Source organism: Rhodanobacter sp. G2-10, assembly GCF_055809185.1.
This window is the reverse complement of record NZ_CM147900.1, coordinates 3,159,592-3,180,376: the sequence shown is the minus strand read 5'-3', so window position 1 is coordinate 3,180,376 and position 20,785 is coordinate 3,159,592. Positions and strand designations below refer to the sequence as shown.

The following is a 20,785-nucleotide window of genomic DNA, read 5'->3' as shown; positions in this document are numbered from 1 at the left end:
GTTGCTCTGCCCATGGGCTTTTCGAGCTTATCCACAACCGCTGTGGATAAGTCTGTGGATGCGTCGGGGAGGGCGGCCCGCGAAGCGCGCCGTGGCGCCCTCTCCGACGGCTTGGCCATGTTTTCGTCAGGTAAATAAAGCCTTTAGAATCAATATGTTGAAAATCACCATCAGCTCCCGTTCACACAAACGTCAAATTGCCTCCGCGGCGCTTGACAGCCTGTTGACGCTGTGCAAAACCGCTCGAGGCGAACCTGCTAGAAGGTCAAATATGGCGTTCACGAGCTGCCTTCACTCCGCCAGCCCCAGCGCGCCGGCACCAAGGATGGCGAACGCCAGCAGGAAGCAGTAGCACACGCCGATGAACAAGTATTTCAGGATCGTCATGGGCCAACCTTGGCGGTAGACGCGCTTCTGCATGAGCAACAGGTAGATCGGAGCCCACAGCCACAGCGCCGCGATCAACAGATCCACCGGTGTGGATACCCAGGATGCGTGCGGTTTCAGGGCTGCGCCCAGCAGGGAAAGCAGCGTGCCCAGCAACAGGCTGAGAAAAAGGAAGGCGTGGCTGTGCAGCGCCACGATCAAGTGTTCGACGTACAAGCGGCGGCGAAACAGGTACATCAGCTTGAGCAGCAGCGCGAATGCAGGAAGCATGAAGAACATCGTTCCCGGCAGGGCGGCGAAGACCTGGTTCACCAGGCGCGCCTGGATCGCCGAATGATCGCCCGGCCCCTTCATGGCGGCGAGGTTGTCGTGCATGCGCTGCAGCGACCGGTTCATCCGCCTATTGAGAAAGTCGGGCAGCCAACTCACCTGCACCGGATACTTCTGCGCATCCCAGGCCATGTCCAGGGGGTTGCGTCGAGCCGCTTCGGAGGGCACCCGCGAGGCTGGCAGCGTGGGCAGGTCGGCGACCGTTTGCGGTACCACGGCGGTGGTGTCACCCAGTGCGATGCGGCGCTGCATCGCCTCGCGGGTCAGTTGCAGGCGCGCCTGGGCCAATTGCGCGCTGGCCAGCGAACCGACCACTGGGATCTGCTCGGTAGGTGCAAACTGCTTCAGCTCCTTGCGCAGCAGGCGATCTACCTCGGCTGGAGTTTTCGCGTTCTGGAAGCTCGCGCCGGCCACTGTCACATGGACCGGGGCGTCCGGAGCGTCACCGACATCCAGTGTCATCGGGAGCAGGAAGAAAGCGGCGAGGCACAGAAGGAACATGGTGCGGAACGGCGCCAGATAGCGAACGCGGCGGCCGGCGAAATATTCCATGGTCAGGAAGCCGGGTCGCAGCAGCAGCGGTGGCAACGTATGCACCACGCGGCCATCCCAGTTGATTACCAGGTCCAGGGTGTCCTCGAGCATGCCGTGCACGGGTCGCAACACGCTGCGTGTGGATTGCCCGCACGCGTGACAGAAATCCCCTTGCAGCAGGGCGCCGCAGTTGGCGCAGTATCGGGGGAGCGGGGGCACCAGTGATTGCGTCATGGGAGTGTCCGTTCAAGGCGACAAATCTTCGCACAGGCCCAAGCGCCCGAAGGCGCGGCCACGGGCTCAGGTAGAATGCCCGCCCCTGGAGTCTGCTGTGCCATGAACCCCTTTCGCCCCGAGCGCATGCGTTTGCTGCATGAAATGCGCGCTACCTTGAGCCTCGCGCTACCCTTGATTCTCGCCCAGCTGGCAGCGATCGGCAGCAACGTGATCGATGCGGTGCTGGCCGGGCACGTCAGCGCGCATGTGCTGGGCGCCGTGGCGGTGGGCGCCAGCATCTGGTCGCTGGCGATCGTCAGCGGAATCGGCATGATGATGGCGGTGCCCCCGTCGGTGGCGCAACTGGATGGCGGCGGACGGCGTGCAGAAGTCGGCGCGGTGTTCCACCAGGCCTTGTGGCTGGCGCTGGGCATGGGCGCTCTGTTGTGGTTTGCGGTACGCCACGCGGCGCCGCTGATCGATTTCATTGGCGTGACGCCGAGCCTGCGCCATGACGTTCAGCGGTTCCTGCTGGCGATCAGCTGGGGCGCCCCGGCGTTGACCTGCTATTTCGCGCTGCGCGGGCTGTCCGAGGGACTGTCGCTGACCCGGCCGTCGATGTACTTCAGCCTGGGCGGGCTGGTGCTGCTGGTGCCACTGGGCTACGTGCTTATGTTCGGCAAACTGGGTATCCCGCCGCAAGGCGCGCACGGTTGCGGCATGGCCACGGCGATCGTGTTGTGGCTGGAGATGCTGGCATTCGGCTGCTACGTGATGTTTCGGCGCCACTACCGTGGTCTGGGCTTGTTCGAGCGCTTCGAGTGGCCCGACCTGCGCCGGATCGGTCAGCTGATGCATATCGGCTTGCCGATGGCGGTGAGCCTGCTGGCCGAAGCCGGTTTGTTCGTGGCTACGGCGCTGATCATCGCCACCCTGGGCGAGGACGTGATCGCCAGCCACCAGGTGGCGGTCAATATCGCCTCGTTGTTCTTCATGATTCCGCTGGGCCTGGCGATGGCGATCACGGTGCGCGTGGGCAATGCGGTGGGGCGCGGTGACGAGCGTGGCGTGCGCTATGCCGGCTTCGTCGGGATCGGGCTGACCCTGATCACCCAGCTGTTCTCGGCCAGCCTGATGTTGTGCCTGCCGTACTACATCGCGGTGCTGTACACGCATGATCCCAAGGTGATCACGCTGGCTGCGCAGTTGATCATGCTGGCCGGGCTGTTCCAGTTTTCCGACGGCATCCAGGTTGCGGCCAACGGTGCCTTGCGCGGGCTCAAGGATACGCGCGTGCCGATGGCGATCACCCTGTTTGCGTACTGGGTCGTCGGCATGCCGGTGGGCTGGTGGCTGGCCTTTCACCACGACATGGGTGCACGTGGCATGTGGGTGGGCTTGATCGCGGGGCTGTCGGTGGCTGCCGTGATGTTGTTCACGCGCTTCTGGCGCAGTGCCTGGAAACAGCGTTGGCGTCCGACGGGCATGACCGCGCCGGCATGACCGGCTACGCTTGGCGCATGACTTCAGGAACCCGTCCATGATTCCACCCTTGCCGCCGCCACGCCGTCGGAGCGCCCTGCACAGTCTGGCGCGCGGGCTCAACATCACCCGCCTGGTGATCATCAACCTGGTCTTTTTCGCGTTCCTGTTCATCGTGCTGCTGCTGGTGGTTGCTGTCAGCGTCGATGGCGACCATGCCGTGCAGCCAGACAGCGTGCTGGTGCTCAAGCCGCAGGGGCAACTGGTCGAACAGTACAGCGCGGCGCCCTGGCAGCGCGCGTTGTCCAACTTCTCCGGCGATGAAGTGAAGCAGGTGCAACTGCGCGACCTGATCGGAGCCATCGACGCCGCTGCCAAGGACAAGCGGATCAGCCGCATTCTGCTGCTGCCGGGCGACTTGCAGGGTGGCGGTTTTGCGGCGCTGCGCGAGGTGGGTGCCGCGCTCGATCGCTTCCGCGCTGCCGGCAAGCCGGTGATTGCCTGGGGCGTGGACCTGGATCAGAGCCAGTATTACCTCGCCGCGCACGCCGATCGTCTGTTGGTCGACCCGCAGGGTGGGGTGATGATCACCGGCTTGGCCAACTACCGGCTGTTCTACAAGGATCTGCTCGACAAGCTCGGCGTCGACGTACACCTGTTCCGCGTCGGCGAATTCAAGAGCGCCGCCGAGCCGTACATACTCGACCATGCCTCGGCCGAGGCGAAGGAGGCCGACAGCTACTGGCTGGGCGGTCTGTGGGACGGGTATCTGGACGAAGTGGCCAGCTTGCGCAAGATCGCTCCGGCGACCTTGCGCGACAACATCGACAACTTGCCGCAGCATATCGCCAGCACCCGGGGAGACCTGGCCCAGCTGGCGCTGAACGAGCATCTGATTGATGGCACCGCGACGCGCGCCGAGCTGGTGGCGATGATGCGCAATCAGGGCGTGCCGGCGGGACTCAAGAATGAGGGCTTCCGCCAGGTCGGCCTGGAACGCTATGTCGCCAGCCTGCCGCGTGAAGGCAAGCTGCTCGCGCCCGGCGTGACGATCGTCGTGGCTGAAGGCGAGATGGTCGGCGGCAAGCGTCCGCCTGGCTCGATCGGGGGTGAATCCACGGCGGCGCTGATTCGCGCCGTGCGCGAGGACAAGCGCACCAAGGCGCTGGTACTCCGGGTCAATTCGCCCGGTGGCGAAGTCTACGCGGCCGAGCAGATTCGGCGCGAGGTCGAGCTGACCCGCGCGGCCGGCATTCCGGTGGTGGTGTCGATGGGCGACGTGGCGGCCAGCGGTGGCTACTGGATCTCGATGAATGCCGATCGCATCTTCGCCGAGCCGAACACGATCACCGGCTCGATCGGCATTTTCGGCATGTACTACACGGTGCCCAACACGCTGGCCAAGCTCGGTATCCAGAGCGACGGCGTCGCTACCGGCCCGATGGCCGGTGCATTCGACATCACCCGGCCGCTGGATCCGAAGGTGGGCAGCGTGATCCAGGCGATCATCGACAAGGGCTATCGCGATTTCGTCGGCGGTGTCGCCAAGGCACGTGGCAAGAGCTACCAGGCCATCGATGCGATTGCCCAGGGGCGCGTCTGGACCGGGCGACAGGCCCTGGCGCGCGGGCTGGTCGATCAGCTCGGCGGGCTCGATGCGGCCGTGGCCGATGCGGCGAAGCTGGCCAAGTTGGGCGAGGACTACCCGGTGCGCTACGAGGAGGCGCCGGTCAGCGGCTTCGAGCGCTTCCTGATCAACATGAACCACAGCGCCAGCATGCAGCTGGTGCACTCGTGGGGCGTGCGCCTGCCGCGTTGGGTTGCGCAACTGCCGGCGCTGGCGCCGGAACTGCAGCTGCTGCGCAACGCCAAGGCCGGCAAGCCCAACATTTACGCCGATTGCCTGTGCGCGCCACGCTGAATCGATACCGGTAGGGCGGGCACTGCCCGCCATTTGCCTCGCGCCCGAGAGCCGGCGGGCACTGCCCGCCCGACGCGCGACACCGTCTTTGCGGGAAAGGCAGCCTGCGCGCGGTTATTGTTGCTGGGCCTCGATCTGCTTGCGCTGCTCTTCGGCCTGCTTGTCGACCACCTTCTGCACATCCTTCGCGCGCTGTTCGTCCGCCTTCATGGCGTCCCACGGCGTGGCAACGTCGGCAGCCTTGGCCTTCGCTTTCGGCTCCGGCGGCTTGCTGGAACAGGCGGCCAGGGCAAGTACGCACAGCAGGATCGGCAGCGACTTCATGACAATACTCCCGGCAGGTAGATGCCCGAGTGTCGTGCCAGACCGGCGTGCCGGCAAGTCTCGCGCGCGATCGCAGCGACGTTGCTAAGCTCAGCGCATGAACCCTCATCCAAACAGCCGCCTCGATGCCTGGCAACTGCACGGGCACACCGCCCTGATCACCGGGGCCAGCAAGGGCATCGGCCTGGCGACCGCGCGCGAGCTGGCCGGATTGGGCGCCGAGCTGCTGCTGGTGGCCCGCGACGAGGATTACCTGGAACAGGTGCGGCTGGAGCTGGCCGATGATTTCCCCGAGGTGTCGATCCTGGCCTTCGGCGCGGATCTGACCGAGCCGGAGGACCGATTGGCGGTGTTCGACTGGATCGCCGACCTCGGCGCCTCGGTGTCGCTGCTGATCAACAACGCGGGTGGCAACCAACCTGGAGCCACGCTGGATTACAGCGGCGCGGACTATCGCGCGATCTTCGAGCAAAACCTGTTCTCCGCCTTCGAGATGTGCCGGCTGGCGCATCCGCACCTGAAGCAGCACGCCAACACCGCCATCGTCAACGTGGGTTCGGTATCGGCCATGACCCACGTGCGCACCGGCTCGCCCTACGGCATGAGCAAGGCGGCGCTGCACCAGCTGACCCGCAATCTCGCCGCCGAATGGGCAATGGATGGCATTCGCGTCAACGCGGTGGCGCCGTGGTACATCCGCACCCAGCGCTCCGAACCGGCACTGGCCGACCCCGACTATCTCGACGAGGTGCTCGAGCACACGCCGCTGAGGCGAATCGGCGAGCCCGAGGACGTGGCGGCGGCGATCGCCTTCCTGTGTCTGCCGGCGGCCGGCTACATCACCGGCCAGGTGCTGGCGGTGGATGGCGGCTTTCTGAATTACGGATTCTGAAGCGAGAGCCGGCGGGCACAGCCCGCCCTGCATTGCGCCGTAGGGCGGGCTCTGCCCGCCGACTTTCCGCATCGATACAAGGCGGGATCGGGGGAGCAGCTCAGCGTCCGGACTCAGAACGCCGGCTCGTGATCTTCAGCGGCCAGCCCCAGGGTCACCGCACCCTCACCCACGTTGACCATGCCGGTGATGCTCATCGGTGCCTCCATCAGCTCCACGCCGCACTCCGCGCAAGCCTCGCGCAACCCTGCATAGCCTGGCAGATGGGTGAGCACATTCAAGTCGCCGCCATAGCTCACGCAGACGACGGGCACCAGCAGTCCATCCCGGACCCGCTTGGCGGCGTAGTTGAACAGCGCTTCCGCGCCCTGGTCGAAGCCGCGCACCTTGCCCACCGGGCCGGTTTCGCCACGGAAGCAGCGCAGGATCGGCTTGATGTCCAGCGCCGAGCCCAGCATGGCGGTAACCAGACTGACGCTGCGATCATTTTTCTTCTTGGCGCGTGCACGGATGTAGTAGAGGTCGCGCGGCAGCATGTACCCGTAGCTGTGATTGGCGATATGCAGCAGCCGTTCGCGGATCGTCGCTGGCGTTTCGCCGGCCGCGATCAGCCGGGTCGCCTCGTAGATGGCCGGCGCCGCACCCGCGAAAATATTGCGCGTATCGACCACGCGCATCATGAACGGACCGGGCACGCCAGCTTCGTCGCGAACCTGCCGGTAGTTCTTCAGGATGCCGAAGCTGGCCTTGTTGACATGCTCATTGATCGGGCTGCGGGTAGCGGTGATGGTCAGGCAGAACACGCAGTCCTTCTCCAGCACCAGCTTCTCCAGGAACAGCTTCTGCACCTCGTCCACCGGGCAGGGCTCGGTCTCGGCCGAATGGCTGCGGCTGCCCAGCCGGCGATCGATGAAACGCTGCAGCTCGCTCGGTCTGCGATCGTCCATGAAGGTTTCGCTGTCGACCTTCACCGTGATCGGCATCACCGCGATGTCGTGTTGTTCCAGGAAGGCCTGCGAGATGTCGCAGGCCGCATCGATTGACAGACCGATCCGCATCGCGCCGCCCCCTCATGATTGGCAAGCAAAACATAGCACGCAAAGTTTGACTGCAGTGGGCGCCCAAAAGTTGCCAATGAAACGGTATCGGGCATCGGCATCCGTCTATGATGTTGCCGACAGATCGGACCGGTCAGAACACGGTATCGGACGACTCGAATCACCACCGTTGGGCCACCCCATAAATATGAAGAGCAAACAGGAAATCGTCGCCAACTGGCTGCCGCGCTACACCGGCACCGCGCTGGAGGATTTTGGCGAGCACATCCTTCTCACCAACTTCGGCCAATACGTTGAGATTTTTGCCCACTGGCACGGGGTGGAAGTGAGCGGACGCGACCGACCGATGCCGAACGCCACGGCAGATGGCATCACCCTGATCAATTTCGGCATGGGCAGCCCCAATGCCGCCACCGTGATGGACCTGCTCAGTGCGGTCGGACCGCAAGCGGCGCTGTTTCTCGGCAAGTGCGGCGGGGTCAAGAAAAAGAACCAACTCGGCGACCTGGTGTTGCCCATCGCGGCGATCCGCGGCGACGGCACCAGCAACGACTATCTGCCACCGGAGGTGCCTGCGTTGCCGGCATTCCAGTTGCAACGCGCGGTTTCCACCATGATCCGCGACCTCGGCCACGACTACTGGACCGGCACGGTGTACACCACCAATCGTCGGGTATGGGAACATGACGACACCTTCAAGGAATACCTGCGCCGCACCCGTTGCATGGCGGTGGACATGGAAACCGCCACGATCTTCGCTGCCGGCTTCGCCAACCGGATCCCCTGCGGCGCGTTGTTGCTGGTCTCCGACCAGCCGATGGTCCCGGAAGGGGTGAAGACCGAGGCCAGCGACCAGCGCATCAGCGCCCAATATGTAGAGGCGCACATCCGGATCGGCGTCGAGGCGCTGAAGCTGGTGCGCCGCAACGGACGCAGCGTGAAGCATTTGCGTTTCGAGGCGGAGGCTGACCTGGACTGAAGCGCGCTTCAGTCGGCTCGCGGCGATCTGGCCGGTGCCCCGCCGGTCGGTTTGCAGGGCGGGGGCGCGCGTCGCCCGGCATCCCGTTGAAATAACACCAAATTAACGAATACGGCGGTGTCGGGAGCCCTTCGAGGGCGCCTGCGAGCTCGCCCAGCGGCAACAAAAGTCGCAATGCGGGCTGAACAGAGGCAACACCGCAAGCGTGTGAAGTCAGTTCACATAGCGTTATTTGCCTGTTAGTATCGGCCCGGATCGGGAGTTCATGGGTCCGAAACCCATCGGCCTGGGAACAGGCTGGGTCGCAATCCTGGGCAGAAACAGTTCTGGCCCATGAAAAAAATATTAACCGGAGGGTGTCTTAATGAAACTTGGGGTTACAAAACTTTCTTCGGCAGTTCGCCTGGCGCTTTCGCTGGGTGCTGTCATCGCGGTCGGTGCCTCGGGCACGGCCTTCGCCCAGGACACGGGCAACCAGAACGATCAGCCCGATGCGCAGAAGGCGCAGACGCTGCAGACCGTGGTGGTCACCGGCTCCAACATTCGCCGCGTCGACCTTGAAACCTCGAACCCGGTTGTGGTTCTGGACGCACAGCAGATCAAAGCCACCGGCGCACTCACCGTGGGCGACCTGGTGCAGGAACTGCCGGCCGTGACCGGTGGCGTGGTCAACCCGCAGGTCAACAACGCCGGCGGCACTGGCGGCAGCTCGATCGGCCTGCGTGGTCTGGGTTCCCAGCGCACCCTGATCCTGGTCGACGGTCGTCGCGTGGTGAACACCGACCCGAACTCGATTCCGGTCGACATGATCGAGCGCGTCGAAGTGCTGACCAGCGGCGCGTCCGCTACCTACGGTTCCGACGCAATCGCCGGCGTGGTCAACTTCATCCTCAAGAAGGACTACCAGGGCGCGCAGTTCTCTGCCACCTACGGCGAGTCCGACCGCAACGACGGTGCCTCCACCGGCTATACCTTCACGTTCGGTCAGACCGGCGACAAGGGCAGCATCATGGGTGGCATCGACTACAACAAGACCGATGCCGTGTTGGCGGGCAGCCGCGACTTCGCGAAGAACTCGGTCTCGATCACCGGTAGCCCGAACAGCGCGATCTACTCGTATGTCGGCGGCTCCAGCTTCCCGCCGTACGGCAACATCCAGTTGCCGCCCGCGCTGGCAGCCCAGTACGGTTGCAGCCGTGTCGCCGTGAACCACGGATCCAGCGGTCAGAACGTCAATACCGACTACCACTGCTTCGGTAACAGCGACAAGTACAACTACGCCACGGTCAACCTGGTGATGACCCCGCAGGAGCGCACCAGCGGCTTCATCAAGGGCACCTACAACCTCGGCGACCACGTCCAGGCGTACCTGACTGCCTACCACAACAAGACCGCGTCCGGCTTCCAGCTGGCTCCGTCGCTGTTCGGCTCGCTGTACGGCGGCAAGATCTCCAAGGACAGCTACTACAACCCGTTCGGCGTGGACTTCGACGCCAACGGCAACGACTACCGCCAGCGCCTGGTCGCTGCGGGCAACCGTTCGGCCAACTTCGGCACCACCACCGACCAGGTGGCCACCGGTCTGCAGGGTGACTTCACCGTGTTCGACCAGAACTGGGTCTGGAATGCCGGTTACAACTACGGCCACCTCTCGCAGAACACGATCACGCGCGGCCTGCCGAACGTGGACCAGATGAACAAGGACCTGGGTCCGTCGTTCATGGACACCGACGGCGTCGTGAAGTGCGGTACGCCGGGCAACGTCATCGGCAGCTGCACGCCGTTCAACCCGTTCAACCAGTTCGACCCGGCCTCCACGGCGGTCCTGCAGGGCATCGCTTCGCCAGCCCTCAGCAACCTGATCCAGATCCAGAAGTCGTACGACGCCAACCTCAGCGGTGGCCTGTTCGATCTGCCGTCCGGTACGGTCCAGCTCGCACTCGGCGCTTCCTATCGCAAGGAATACCTGCACAGCACGATCGACCCGGTGTTGCTGCTTGACCCGGAGACCGGCAACTGCACCCTGGGCAGCCAGTGCAGCTCGCCGATCCAGGGCGGTTACAACGTGAAGGAAGGTTACGCCGAGTTGTTCGTGCCGGTGCTGAGCAATCTGCCCGGTATCCAGGCGCTGAACGTCACCATCGGTGATCGCTATTCGAAGTACAGCACCTTCGGCAGCACCAACAACTTCAAGTTCGCGGTGGAATACCGTCCGATCCAGGACCTGTTGCTGCGTGGCACGGTGGCCGACGTGTTCCGTGCTCCGACCACGAGTGACGTGTTCGGCGCGCCGCTCAGTGACGCACCGAAGCTCAGCAACGACCCCTGCGACCACATCACCACGGGCGGCAACCCGGCCTGCGTGGGCGTGCCGACGGACGGCAGCTTCGTCAATACCGACGTGTCGCTGGGCCAGCAGAGCAAGGGTATCTTGGGCGGTTCGAACTACTTCAACTTCCCGCTGGGACCGGAGACCGGCAAGTCGTTCGACTTCGGTGCGGTCTATTCGCCGAGCTGGGTTCCGGGCCTGTCGGTCAGTGCTGACTACTGGCGCCTGTACCTGAAGGACACGATCACCTCGATCGGCGCCCAGACGGTGCTCGACCAGTGCTTCGCCGGCGCTACCAAGTTCTGCCCGCTGATCACCCGCAAGTCGGCGACCTCGAATGACCCCGGCCAGATCATCCAGATCGGCGAGCCGACCGGTAACCTGGGTCGTACCGATGCCAGCGGTGTGGACGTGTCGCTGCGCTACAAGCTGCCGCAGTTCTCCTTCGGCAACTTCCTGGTTGGCGTGGACGGCACCTACCTGAGCCGTTACGACCAGCAGACCGCGCCGGGCACGGCGGCCAACGCCACCTACCACGATGCCGGCTACTTCGGCTTCTACGGTTCGCCGGAAGCGGCTTCCTGCCCCAGCGGTGGTGGCGTCTGCCTGTTCCCGCGCTGGCGCGGCAAGGCGTTCCTGAACTGGAACCTGGGTAACTGGGATGCTTCGTGGCGCATTCGCTACATCGGCGCGTTCCAGATGGGCCGCGAGGTTCCCGGGTACACCGCTTCGCCGATCCCGAGCTACCCCAACTACGTGATGAAGTTCGGTTCGACGATGTACAACGATGTGTCGATCGGTTACAACATCGAGCCGTACAACACGCGCGTTTCGTTCGGTGTGAACAACCTGGCCGACAAGCAGCCGCCGTTCCTGTATGCGAACAACACGCTCAACGCCAACACCGATCCCAGCGACTTCGACCTGATGGGTCGTTACTTCTGGGGCCGCGTGGAAGTGAAGTTCTGATTGTTCACGTCAGCTTCGGCTGACACGTAGCAACGAGCCGCGCAGGATCTCCTGCGCGGCTCTTTTTTTGGTGCCCTCCGCCGTGAATCAAGAAGAAATTGTTTATGCCTTGCGCACAGGCCGCCCCGACCGCGCCGAGGCGCTGTGCCGGCAGGCACTGGAGCGACGCCCGGACGATCCGGACCTCCTGCTGTTGACGGGCATTTCGCTGTTGCAGCAGGAAAAGCGCGACCAAGCCCTGCCGATCTATGCGCGTTTGGTCGAGCTGTGCCCCGATGACGCGTTGCACTGGGGCAATTACGCCACGGTACTGCGCCAGGACGGCCAGCTTGCCGAAGCCACGCGCGCCAGCGACATCTCGCTGCGGCTCGATCCGGACAACTCGGAGCAGTTGATCAACCGGGGGCTGTTGAAGTTGCAGGAGCGGGACTTCCTCGGCGCAAGAGACGCTCTGTTGCGCGCCACCGAACTCGCCCCGGAGTCGGCTGCTGCGCGTATCCATGCGGCACGCGCGTGCTCGATTTGTCGCGACTACCGCGCCGATCAGCTGACCGAACGTTGGCACGAGTGGTTGCCGCTGGAAGACGACCTGCAGATTGAGCTCGCCGACCTGAAGCTGGTCATGGGTGATGCGAATGCGGCCCGCCTGCTGCTGGAGGATTTGTGCGCACGGTCAAGCAGGCCCCCGATCGGAGCAAGGCTGCTGCTGGCCGCGGTGTACGAACGCGTCAACCAGCTCGACCAGGCGCGTGCGGTGATGCAGGAAGTGCTTGAAGGACCGGAAAAGCTGGACGAACGCCAGCAACGCGACATCGGTCACCTTTCGGCGGCGCTGGAAGGACGCGCTGGCGACTACGAACAGGCACGGCAGCTGCTGGAACAGGCGGGCCCACGCCACGAGTACGACTTCGCGCACTACTTTGCGCTCGGCGAGGCCTGCGACAAGCTGCGTGACGTGGACGCCGCGCTGGCCGCCCTGGGCAACGCCCATGCCCTGCAGGTGGAGGAGCTCAGGCAAGCCGTCCCGGCACGCTTCGAGCCGGGTGCGCCCCTGTTGCCCGCCGCCGTGGCGCGTGTGACGCCGGAAACCTACCGAAGCTGGCCGAACCTGATCGCACCCGATGTCGACAGCTCCCCCGTCTTCATTGTCGGATTCCCGCGCTCCGGCACCACCCTGCTCGAGCAAATGCTCGACGCACATCCGAGCCTGCAGTCGATGGATGAGCGCCCGTTTTTCAACCTGCTCTCCGATCAGCTCGGCGATCAAGGCTTTCAGGTGCCGGCCGACCTGGGCAAGCTCGATCAGCACTCGTGTGACGAGCTGCGCAAGGGCTATCTGAGCATGGTCTGTTCGAAGATTCAGCGACGCTGGGACACGCGTCTGGTCGACAAGAACCCGTTGAACATGCTGTGGCTGCCGATGATCCATCGCCTGTTTCCCCAGGCGAAATTCATCCTGGCGCTGCGCCATCCATGCGACGTGCTGGTCAGCAACTACATGCAGAACTACCGCGCCAGCGTGCTGGCGGCCGCCAGTGCGTCGATCGACCGCCTGGCCAGCGCGTACGTCGCCGCGATGGAATGCTGGTTGCACCACGTCGAGGTGTTCAAGCCCGACGTGCTGGTTTCGCGTTACGAGGAGTTGGTGGCCGATCCGGCCCGGCAGACGCAGCGCATCGGCGACTTCCTGGGACTGGAGGATGCGGCGCCGTTGCTGAACTTCGACAAGCACGCACGCGAGAAGGGGTACATCGCCACGCCCAGTTACACGCAGGTGATCCAGCCGGTCAATCGAAAGGGGCTCAATCGCTGGCATCGCTATCGCGAGGCCTTGGCTCCGGCGCTGCCGATTCTGCAACCCATGCTCGAGCATTGGGGTTACGCGGAAGGGGGCGACTCCTGACCCTCGGCTGTCAATGCTCCGGGAGTTGCAGCAACTCCGGAACGAATGGCGCGTAGGCACGCCAACGATCCACCGAGCGCGTGTGGATCGGCTGGCGCGCCTGCCACAGGCTTGCGGTGCTGATCGCACCGTCGTTGCTGGCGGCCGGCGGGGCGGTCGTGGACGCCAGCCCGAGCCAAGCGGCGAGATCGTCAAGACAGGCAGCCGGCCGAGCCGCCAGGTCCTCGTAGTTGAGCGTGCGCACCGAATCCGGGAAGCGTGTCTGCCAGTGCGCCATCAATTGGCGTGCGCCGCGAATATAGGCGGCGATATCGGTGAAGTCGCAGGCGAAGTCCAGGCTGCGATCGTGGAAGGATTGCATCCACAACGACAGCGCGGTGTCGCGCGCGCTTCGCTGGCACTGGATGATTCGCGCGTTCGGAAACAGGGACAGAATCAGGTCGACCTGCAGAAAATTGCGTGGCTGCTTGTCGATGAACCAGTGCGCCGATGCGGCATCGTCCTGACGCAGTTGCGCCGCATACGTGGCGGCCGCTTTCTGCAGTCGTTGGCGGTAGTCACCGGTGCCAGCGTCGAGCCGTTCTGCCAGTACAGGCAACCACGGCAGTTCGCCCCGATGGCAGACCAACGGGTACTCGGCCAGGCGCTGCGCCACCAGCGTCGTGCCCGAACGCGGTACGCCGACCACGAACACGGGGGTCCAGTCCGGGTCCGCGGCAAGGGTGACCTCGGGCAGGCGGCGCTTGCTGCGCATGTCGATGCTGCGGCGCCACAGCTTGCGCGACCAGCGTGCCCCGGTGGCAAGCCGGGCGTTGGCCTCGCGCAGGAAGCGGGCCGCTTCACCATACTCGCCGATGTCGTCATGGGCCTTGCCCAGGGCGAACAGCAACGAGGTCCGGGCGTCGTCCTTCAGTCTGGTTTCCAGATAGCGCTGAAATAGCGCGAAGTCGGGGTGGCCGCCATCCGCATAGCGCTGCAGTCCGGCCAGGCCCAGCGGGACGTGCCAATCCGGCGCTCGTTCGCTGTGCGCCGCCACGAACAGATAGCGCTCGCGTGCCAGATCGAACTGGCCGAGCTGGGACAGCAACATGGCGGCGTACGCATGCAGCCGCGGATCGCCGCAGCCCGCGCCGATCTCCACTTCGCAGATGGCGGCGGCCTCCTGCTTGCGCCCACAGTCGTCCAGCAGCTCGATGGCCTGGATACGTTGCTCCAGGTCGCCACCCGGACTGTCGAATGGAGTGCGCAGCACCCGGGCCGCCGCCTGCATGCGGCCCTGCTCCTTGAGCAGGCGTGCCAGCAGGAAACTGCTGGCGAGCCGGGCAGCAGGTATCTCCACCAGCTCGCGCAGCGTCCGCTGGGCCGCGGCCGTTTCGCCGCGCTCGATCAGCAGTCCGACATGCGCCAGCTGCAAATCGGTGGATCGCGGATGTTCGCGCAGGGCGAGCTCGAGCACGCGGCCCGCGCATCCACCATCACGCTGCAGCATCAGGTGCCGGACCAGCGTCAACCAGTCCTGCTCGGCACTGCTGCCCCAAGCCTGCAACAATTCGGCACAGGCCGCCTCGTGTGACCGGGCGCGATCGTGATTGGCCAAGGCCTGCGCGCGCCGCTCGGCACCGCAATCACGATTGTCGGTCGGACTCATGATCGATCAGTGAATCGAGGCGTTCCACGGCGGAAGTCCGAGAGCCTTGCGCAGTGGATCGAGCAGTTCGCCGTAAGCCGCGGTGTGCGACGTGTCGCGGCGCAGCGGTTGGCGCACTTGGCTTGCGCTGGGCGACCGGACCTCGCGCCTGGTTTCATGGAAATGTTCGCAGGCTTCCTCGAACGGCAGGTCGCAAAACGAAAGCAGCGCCCGTATCCGCGATGCCGGATTAGCCTGCAGGGCTTCCTGCTGGAACTCCAGCACGTGTTGCGGATACCGCTGCTGCCAATGGCTCAAGCTGCGATCATAGTCCGTCCAGAAACCGGCAAGGTCATCGAAATCACGCGTGTATTCGTTGTTCTCCAGCCGCTGCCGATAGCACGCGAAGCAGGTTTCCAGCGGATCACGCCGGCAACCGATGATGCGCGCGCCAGGCAGCATGGCGCGGATGGCGCCGAGATAGATCCAGTTGCTGGGCAGCTTGTCGGTGAACATCGGGCGTTGCCGTCGCCAGTGTGCCGTCCGCTCGAGGTAGCGCCGGCCCAGCCGCTCCCAATCGGCCGGCTGCATCGCCTTCACCCATTGCGGATACGGCTGGCCGCGACGTCGCGACTCCTCGGCCAGCACCTGGGGCAGGTCCGGCAACTCGCCCGCGCCCTCGACTTGCGAATGCGAAGCGAGGATCTGCTCGACCAGGGTCGAGCCCGAACGCGGCAGGCCGACAATGAAGATGACTTCCTGGCCCAGCGTGCCCGGTGCGCCTTCGGGTGCCGGATCGAAAGCCTGGTTGAGCGCCTTCACGCCGGCGGAAAAGCCTTTGCGATCCCACTGCCGGCGGCGCCTGGCCAGTGCATTGGCTTGCGCCAGCGCCTGCATCGCGGCGGCAGGCTGCCCATGATCGTGGTGTGCGGCCGCCAGCGCGAAACCGATCGCGATCAGGTCGTCGTCGCTGTTGCCGCGGTTGCTCAGCTCGGCTTGCATGCGGGCAATGTCATCGCTGCTGAACTGGCTGCTGCGCAGGTCCGCCAGCCCCCACCAGGCCATGCCCGCACCCGGCCGTTCGGCCAGCACCCGGCGGTACTCGGCGGCCGCTGCTTCGCCGTGTCCCTGCATGCGCAACATGTCGGCAAGCAGCGCCCTGGCGAGCATGTTGTCCGGTTCCAGCTCCACCGCGCGCTGCAGCGCGGTTACCGCCTCGTCGTTGCGTACCGAGCGGGTCAGCATCACGCCGAGGTTGTACCAGGCCATGCCCAGCGTAGGCTGCAATGCGCAGCTGCGCCTGAGTGACGCAATCGCCGAATCGTAGTCGCCGGCCTGGCCTTGCAGGCTGCCGAGGGTGTTGTGGTAGAGGGGATCGTCCGCACGCACTGCGATGGCCTGGCCCATCAGCTCAAGCGCGTCGCGATGCTGGCCACGCATGCTGAGGATGCCCGCCTGCATGCGCAGCACCTCGGGATGCCTGGCGTCTGTGCCGCCGATGGCGGACAGTTGGCGGATGGCTTCGTCGACGCGCCCCGCATCCAGTGATTCGCCGGCAGCCATCACGCTGCGCGCTGCGGTCGGGGTTAGTCCTTCCAGCCGCGATGCCATGTTTTCTCCACGATCCGGTGTTGCTGGTCGATGGGCACCGGAGCTGTCGTCGCTGCGCCGGCTGCAGATGATCGGCCGCCCACCATCGAGTTGCCACGAAGGCGTATTATGCCCGTTTGGCTTCCGCTCCGTGTTCGGGGAGCCTGTCGGGCCTGGGTGGTCGAGACGGGAATTCGGCTGTGTGAGGACAGATTCCTGACGATTCGCCGGTCCATCGTGATTCCATGGACCAGGAATCGCCGGGATATGGATCACACAGGTGGATTCGCAGACCGGCCAAGCCAGGTCCGGCAGGCTCCAGGACCCGGGCCACATCACGAGACATCGGTTCATGGACAAGACTCATCAATTGACCCCCGAAGCTTGCCGCCGCGCGGCTCGCGAGCGGCTCCAGGCGCGTGACCCGGATACGGCCGAGCGGTTTTTCCGGCATTTGCTGGAGGTGGTGCCGCACGATGTCGAGGCGGTGCGGTTTCTCGCCAATCGCCATTACGCGCGCGGCGAACTGGTTCCGGCGCGGGAATTGCTGAATGCGGCGCTTGCGCAGGAGCCGGAGCAAGCGGAGTTGCTGCAGCTGCTTGGCGCCGTGCAGCTGGGCAATGGTGATTTCGCCGAGGCGGCAAGCACGCTCCGACACGGACTGAAACTGGCGCCGCAGGCCTTCGTGGCGCGTCTGCAGATGGGCATGGCGCTGGAGCAGCTGGGCCGCGTCGATGAGGCAACCATGGCCTGGTATACCGCCATTCGCAGCGCGCAGAACCAGGGTCGCTGGTTGACCGACGAAACCACGGCACCTGCGCTGCGCGAGGTGGTGAAATACGCGATGGGCTACGTCAATCGCGAGCGCCGCCGGCTCTTCAGTGGCGTGCTCGAACCGCTGCGCCAGCGCTACGGCGCCTCCGAGCTGTCGCGGGTCGAGCAATGCCTGGCCATCTATCTGGGCGAACAGCCGGCAAACATTCCCGACTCGCGCCAGCAACCCAAGTTTCTGTATTTCCCCGGCGTTCCCAGCCAGCCCTACTACTCACGTGCACGTTTCCCCTGGCTGGATGCGCTGGAAGAGGCGGCCGGCGAGGTGCGCGGCGAACTCGATGCGCTGCTGCACCAGGGTCAGGACATGGAGCCGTTCCTGGGCAGTCCGACCGGTGAGGCCACCAAGGACTTGCTCGAATCATCGGGTGGACACCAGGCGGCGTGGGACGCGTATTTCTTCTACCGCCACGGTGAGCGCTACGACGACCACTGCGCCACCTGCCCGGTCACGATGGGTGTCCTGGACAAGTTGCCACTGGTGCGCATCCGCGACCATGCGCCAGAGACGTTGTTCTCGGTCTTGAAGCCGGGGACGCACATCCTGCCGCACCGCGGTGTCACCAACACCCGGCTGGTCACCCACCTGCCGCTGATCATTCCCGACAACTGCGCATTGAACGTGAGCGGGCATGAGCATGTCTGGCGCCCCGGGCACTGCGTCACCTTCGACGACACCTTCCTGCACGAGGCGTGGAATCGCAGCGGTGAAACCCGCGTGGTGCTGATTTTCGACAGCTGGAACCCGGACCTGACCGAGGCCGAGCGCGCGGCCGTGACTGATCTGGTCGAAGCGATCAGCGATTTCAACGACTCCAGCGAATCGTCCATGGCGCAAGCCTGATTCCGCTTGCGCCCACCGCTTCAATGCGGTGCCGGAAGTCCGCTCACTTGGCGCCCGGGAAGGTCAGGCTGAGCCCTTCGCCCTGCACGGTCGAGACCCAGTCGATCACCACGCCGCGGGCGCGCTGGGCACTGGCCGGGTCGAAATGCACCTCGAGGCCGTTGGCATGGGCCACGATGTCATGGGCGCCGGCTGGCGCCAGCTGGAAGCCGGCGCTGTGGTCCGGCCCGATCTCCAGGTGCAAGGCCACGCCCTGCGCGTTCGACGTACCCTGGCGGATCGCCTCGGCGGCGGCATCGGTGATGGTGATTTCCGGCGGGGTGCGGTCGGGCTCGGCCACGCCGAACAATGCGTGCAGTTCGCCGCTGCCGTACATCTGGCTGATGATGTCGGCGCCACCGACCAGTTCGCCTTCCACGTAGAGTTGCGGAATGGTCGGCCACTCGCCGTAGAGCTTGATTCCCTCGCGAATCTCGGGGTCTTCCAGCACGTTGACCGTGTGGTACTCGGGGAGCAGCTCGTTCAGGGTATTGGTGGCCGAGGCGGAAAAGCCGCACATCGGCTGCTGCCGGTCGCCCTTCATGAACAGCACCACGCGGTGGTCCTTGAGCAGGGTTTCGATACGATCGCGGGTGGTTGGTTCGAGGGACATGACACGCTCCGGCAAATAGTGCGAATGATACGCCGTCTGGATATGCGGGTATCGGGTCGGACTTCAAGCGACCCACCCCCTGGGAGCCTGTCGGACTTTGCTGGTCGAGGCGAGAATTCGGCTGTGCGAGGATAGATTTTCGACGGTTCGCCGGCCCATGGTGGTTCCACGTGCCAACAATCGGCGGAAATGTGGACCGCACAGGCGGATTCGCAGGCCGGCCAACCAAAGTCCGACAGACTCCTAGGCCGGCACCACATCAAAAGCCATGGTCAGCCGTCGGTCTGCCGGTTGTCCGTGGAACGGGACGGTGCCGTGCCACATCCAGGAGGGAAAGAGTGCAAGAAGTCCCGGTTCGGGCTTGATGAAGTATTCGGGGTCGAGCTTGAGTGGGCTGTCGAACGACGGTTCGCCGAATTTCAGCCAACCCTCTCCTCCACGCGCTCCGAGCGCGGGGGGCAACTCGATGTAGCAGGCGGAAGAAAGCCAGCCCTTTCCGTGGAAGTGATTTACGTGATGGCCCTGCGGCCTCAATCTCACCGACCACACGCCGCTGAGTCGGTAGCGCATGGTATTTCTTCGGCGCGTGATATCCGTGCCATGCCCGAGCAGTTCCATGTAGCGCTTGATGGGTCCGTCAATAGCCTGGGCAAAAGCTGCAATCGCAGGGTCTTGTGAAGGCTCGAACAGGATCTCCACCTGGCTGCCGCAGCGCAAGGTCTGGTCGACCGGGTGCGCCTGCAGTTGGTGCAGTCGATGCAGGCTGTCTGCAAGATCCGCAAGATACGCGCTGAGGCTGGGCCAGCCTGGCGGGGTGTCGATCTGGCAGGCCCTGACCAGCGTCGTGTAGTCTGAAAATTCCATCCGTCGCGGATCAGCCAGCGCCCGCCAGATGCTGTGCAGGAGCGCGATCGAATGATTGTCGCCGGAGCCGATTTGCATGCCATGCACGGCAATTTTTTCTGCCTCGACGAAACGACCCGCGCAAAACAGGGCATCGCCATAGACCGCCACGATGGCGCCGTTTCGTGGTGCGGCGTGAAAGGCACGCTCCGCGTGAGCAAGCGCTTGCGCTGGATCAGCCCCCAGGGCGACCCGTGCTGCAGCCAGGCGCAAATTCACATCATTGGCAGAACGGGAGAGCCCCCGCTCAAGTTCGGCCATGGCGCTGGAGGCGTCGCCGGCGGCAGCGAGCAAGGTCGCCTTGGCCACCCGAAGCGATTGCAACCCCGGGTTCCTGGCCAGCGCCGCATCGAGTTCGATGGTGGCCAGGTCTGCCTTGCCGGTGCGCATCCACAGCAGTTCGGCCAGCGCGGTCTGTGCCTGGATATCTTCCGGGCGCATCCGCACCGCCTGCCGAAACTCGGATTCAGCCTCATCGAAGCGATTGGACTCCAGCAGCGCCCGACCCAGTACGTAACGCGCGCCCGCGTTGTCGGTCCCCTTGCTGATCGCTCGCCGTACGGCATCTGCGCTGCCAGTCGGTTGCCGCGACTGACCGAGCGCAATAGCCAGCCCGAGTTCCGCCGGACCGCTTTCCGGATCGGCGGCAATAGCCTGCTCGAATGCCGGCCCGGCCAGCGTCGGTTGTTCCATGCCGAGAAGGATTTGCGCGCGCAGGAGCAGCAGACTGGGTGCGTTGGAATATGCGGCAAGTGTCTGTTCGACCAGTTGCAGCGCGTCGGCCGCGCGTCCGCTGCTCAAGATCACCCGGGCGAGATCAAACACGATCGCCGCATCGCCCGGCAAGCATTGCCGGGCCTGCTGCAAAGCTTCCTCTGCTTCGCGAAGTCGACCTTGACTGGCCAGGCTGAGGCCGGCCTTCGCCAGCTCACTGGCGCGTCGTGCTGCGCCTTGTGGCAACCCGCCCAGCCCGGGATTGGGGCTCTCGTCATGCATGATTCAATATCGCGGCTT

13 protein-coding genes and 1 pseudogene are annotated in these 20,785 nt (G+C 64.7%); 7 read left to right on the top strand and 7 right to left on the bottom strand.

From position 1 onward, the window contains the following. Positions 1–291 precede the first annotated feature (291 nt). Complete coding sequence (locus AC0L58_RS14435; protein WP_473684565.1) at positions 292–1,485, bottom strand: DUF3667 domain-containing protein; 1,194 nt, start codon at positions 1,483–1,485, stop codon at positions 292–294. Between the two features lie 102 nt (positions 1,486–1,587). Here AC0L58_RS14435 and AC0L58_RS14430 point away from each other — a divergent pair, with 102 nt between their 5' ends. Further along, positions 1,588–2,970, top strand: coding sequence for an MATE family efflux transporter (locus AC0L58_RS14430; RefSeq protein ID WP_473684563.1), 1,383 nt, complete (start codon positions 1,588–1,590; stop codon positions 2,968–2,970). Between the two features lie 49 nt (positions 2,971–3,019). Then, complete coding sequence (gene sppA, locus AC0L58_RS14425) at positions 3,020–4,870, top strand: signal peptide peptidase SppA (protein ID WP_473688750.1); 1,851 nt, start codon at positions 3,020–3,022, stop codon at positions 4,868–4,870. A 114-nt stretch (positions 4,871–4,984) separates the two neighbouring features. Here sppA and AC0L58_RS14420 read toward each other — a convergent pair whose 3' ends face one another. Continuing rightward, complete coding sequence (locus AC0L58_RS14420; protein WP_473684561.1) at positions 4,985–5,194, bottom strand: hypothetical protein; 210 nt, start codon at positions 5,192–5,194, stop codon at positions 4,985–4,987. 97 nt (positions 5,195–5,291) lie between these two features. On the opposite strand from AC0L58_RS14420, the gene AC0L58_RS14415 reads away from it, so the two are divergent. Next, a complete protein-coding gene (locus tag AC0L58_RS14415) occupies positions 5,292–6,086 on the top strand; it encodes an SDR family oxidoreductase (RefSeq protein WP_473684560.1) in 795 nt (264 codons plus the stop codon). Positions 6,087–6,199: 113 nt separating this feature from the next. Here the strand turns inward: AC0L58_RS14415 and AC0L58_RS14410 are convergent, their stop codons facing one another. Further along, a complete protein-coding gene (locus tag AC0L58_RS14410; protein WP_473684558.1) occupies positions 6,200–7,144 on the bottom strand; it encodes a DegV family protein in 945 nt (314 codons plus the stop codon). Positions 7,145–7,331: 187 nt separating this feature from the next. On the opposite strand from AC0L58_RS14410, the gene AC0L58_RS14405 reads away from it, so the two are divergent. The 3 genes from AC0L58_RS14405 to AC0L58_RS14395 all read left to right on the top strand — a co-directional run bounded on the left by AC0L58_RS14405 (position 7,332) and on the right by AC0L58_RS14395 (position 13,324). Beyond that, positions 7,332–8,123, top strand: coding sequence for an AMP nucleosidase (locus tag AC0L58_RS14405; protein ID WP_473684556.1), 792 nt, complete (start codon positions 7,332–7,334; stop codon positions 8,121–8,123). 364 nt (positions 8,124–8,487) lie between these two features. Beyond that, positions 8,488–11,421, top strand: coding sequence for a TonB-dependent receptor plug domain-containing protein (locus AC0L58_RS14400; protein ID WP_473684554.1), 2,934 nt, complete (start codon positions 8,488–8,490; stop codon positions 11,419–11,421). Between the two features lie 82 nt (positions 11,422–11,503). Next, positions 11,504–13,324 carry a tetratricopeptide repeat-containing sulfotransferase family protein gene (locus AC0L58_RS14395; RefSeq protein ID WP_473684552.1) on the top strand — a complete coding sequence of 607 codons (1,821 nt, stop codon included), beginning with the start codon at positions 11,504–11,506 and terminating at the stop codon, positions 13,322–13,324. A 10-nt stretch (positions 13,325–13,334) separates the two neighbouring features. On the opposite strand, the gene AC0L58_RS14390 is transcribed toward AC0L58_RS14395, so the two are convergent. Beyond that, positions 13,335–14,972, bottom strand: a complete 1,638-nt coding sequence (locus tag AC0L58_RS14390) for a tetratricopeptide repeat-containing sulfotransferase family protein (RefSeq protein WP_473684550.1) — start codon at positions 14,970–14,972, stop codon at positions 13,335–13,337. A 6-nt stretch (positions 14,973–14,978) separates the two neighbouring features. Beyond that, positions 14,979–16,562, bottom strand: a complete 1,584-nt coding sequence (locus tag AC0L58_RS14385; RefSeq protein ID WP_473684548.1) for a tetratricopeptide repeat-containing sulfotransferase family protein — start codon at positions 16,560–16,562, stop codon at positions 14,979–14,981. Positions 16,563–16,893: 331 nt separating this feature from the next. Here AC0L58_RS14385 and AC0L58_RS14380 point away from each other — a divergent pair, with 331 nt between their 5' ends. Further along, positions 16,894–18,216: an aspartyl/asparaginyl beta-hydroxylase domain-containing protein gene (locus AC0L58_RS14380; RefSeq protein ID WP_473684546.1), complete on the top strand. Its 1,323-nt coding sequence runs from the start codon at positions 16,894–16,896 to the stop codon at positions 18,214–18,216. 49 nt (positions 18,217–18,265) lie between these two features. Here the strand turns inward: AC0L58_RS14380 and grxD are convergent. Continuing rightward, positions 18,266–18,868, bottom strand: a pseudogene (gene grxD, locus AC0L58_RS14375) (Grx4 family monothiol glutaredoxin); the annotation flags it as partial. 243 nt (positions 18,869–19,111) lie between these two features. Then, positions 19,112–20,767, bottom strand: coding sequence for a 2OG-Fe(II) oxygenase family protein (locus tag AC0L58_RS14370; protein WP_473684544.1), 1,656 nt, complete (start codon positions 20,765–20,767; stop codon positions 19,112–19,114). Between the last annotated feature and the right edge of the window lie 18 nt (positions 20,768–20,785).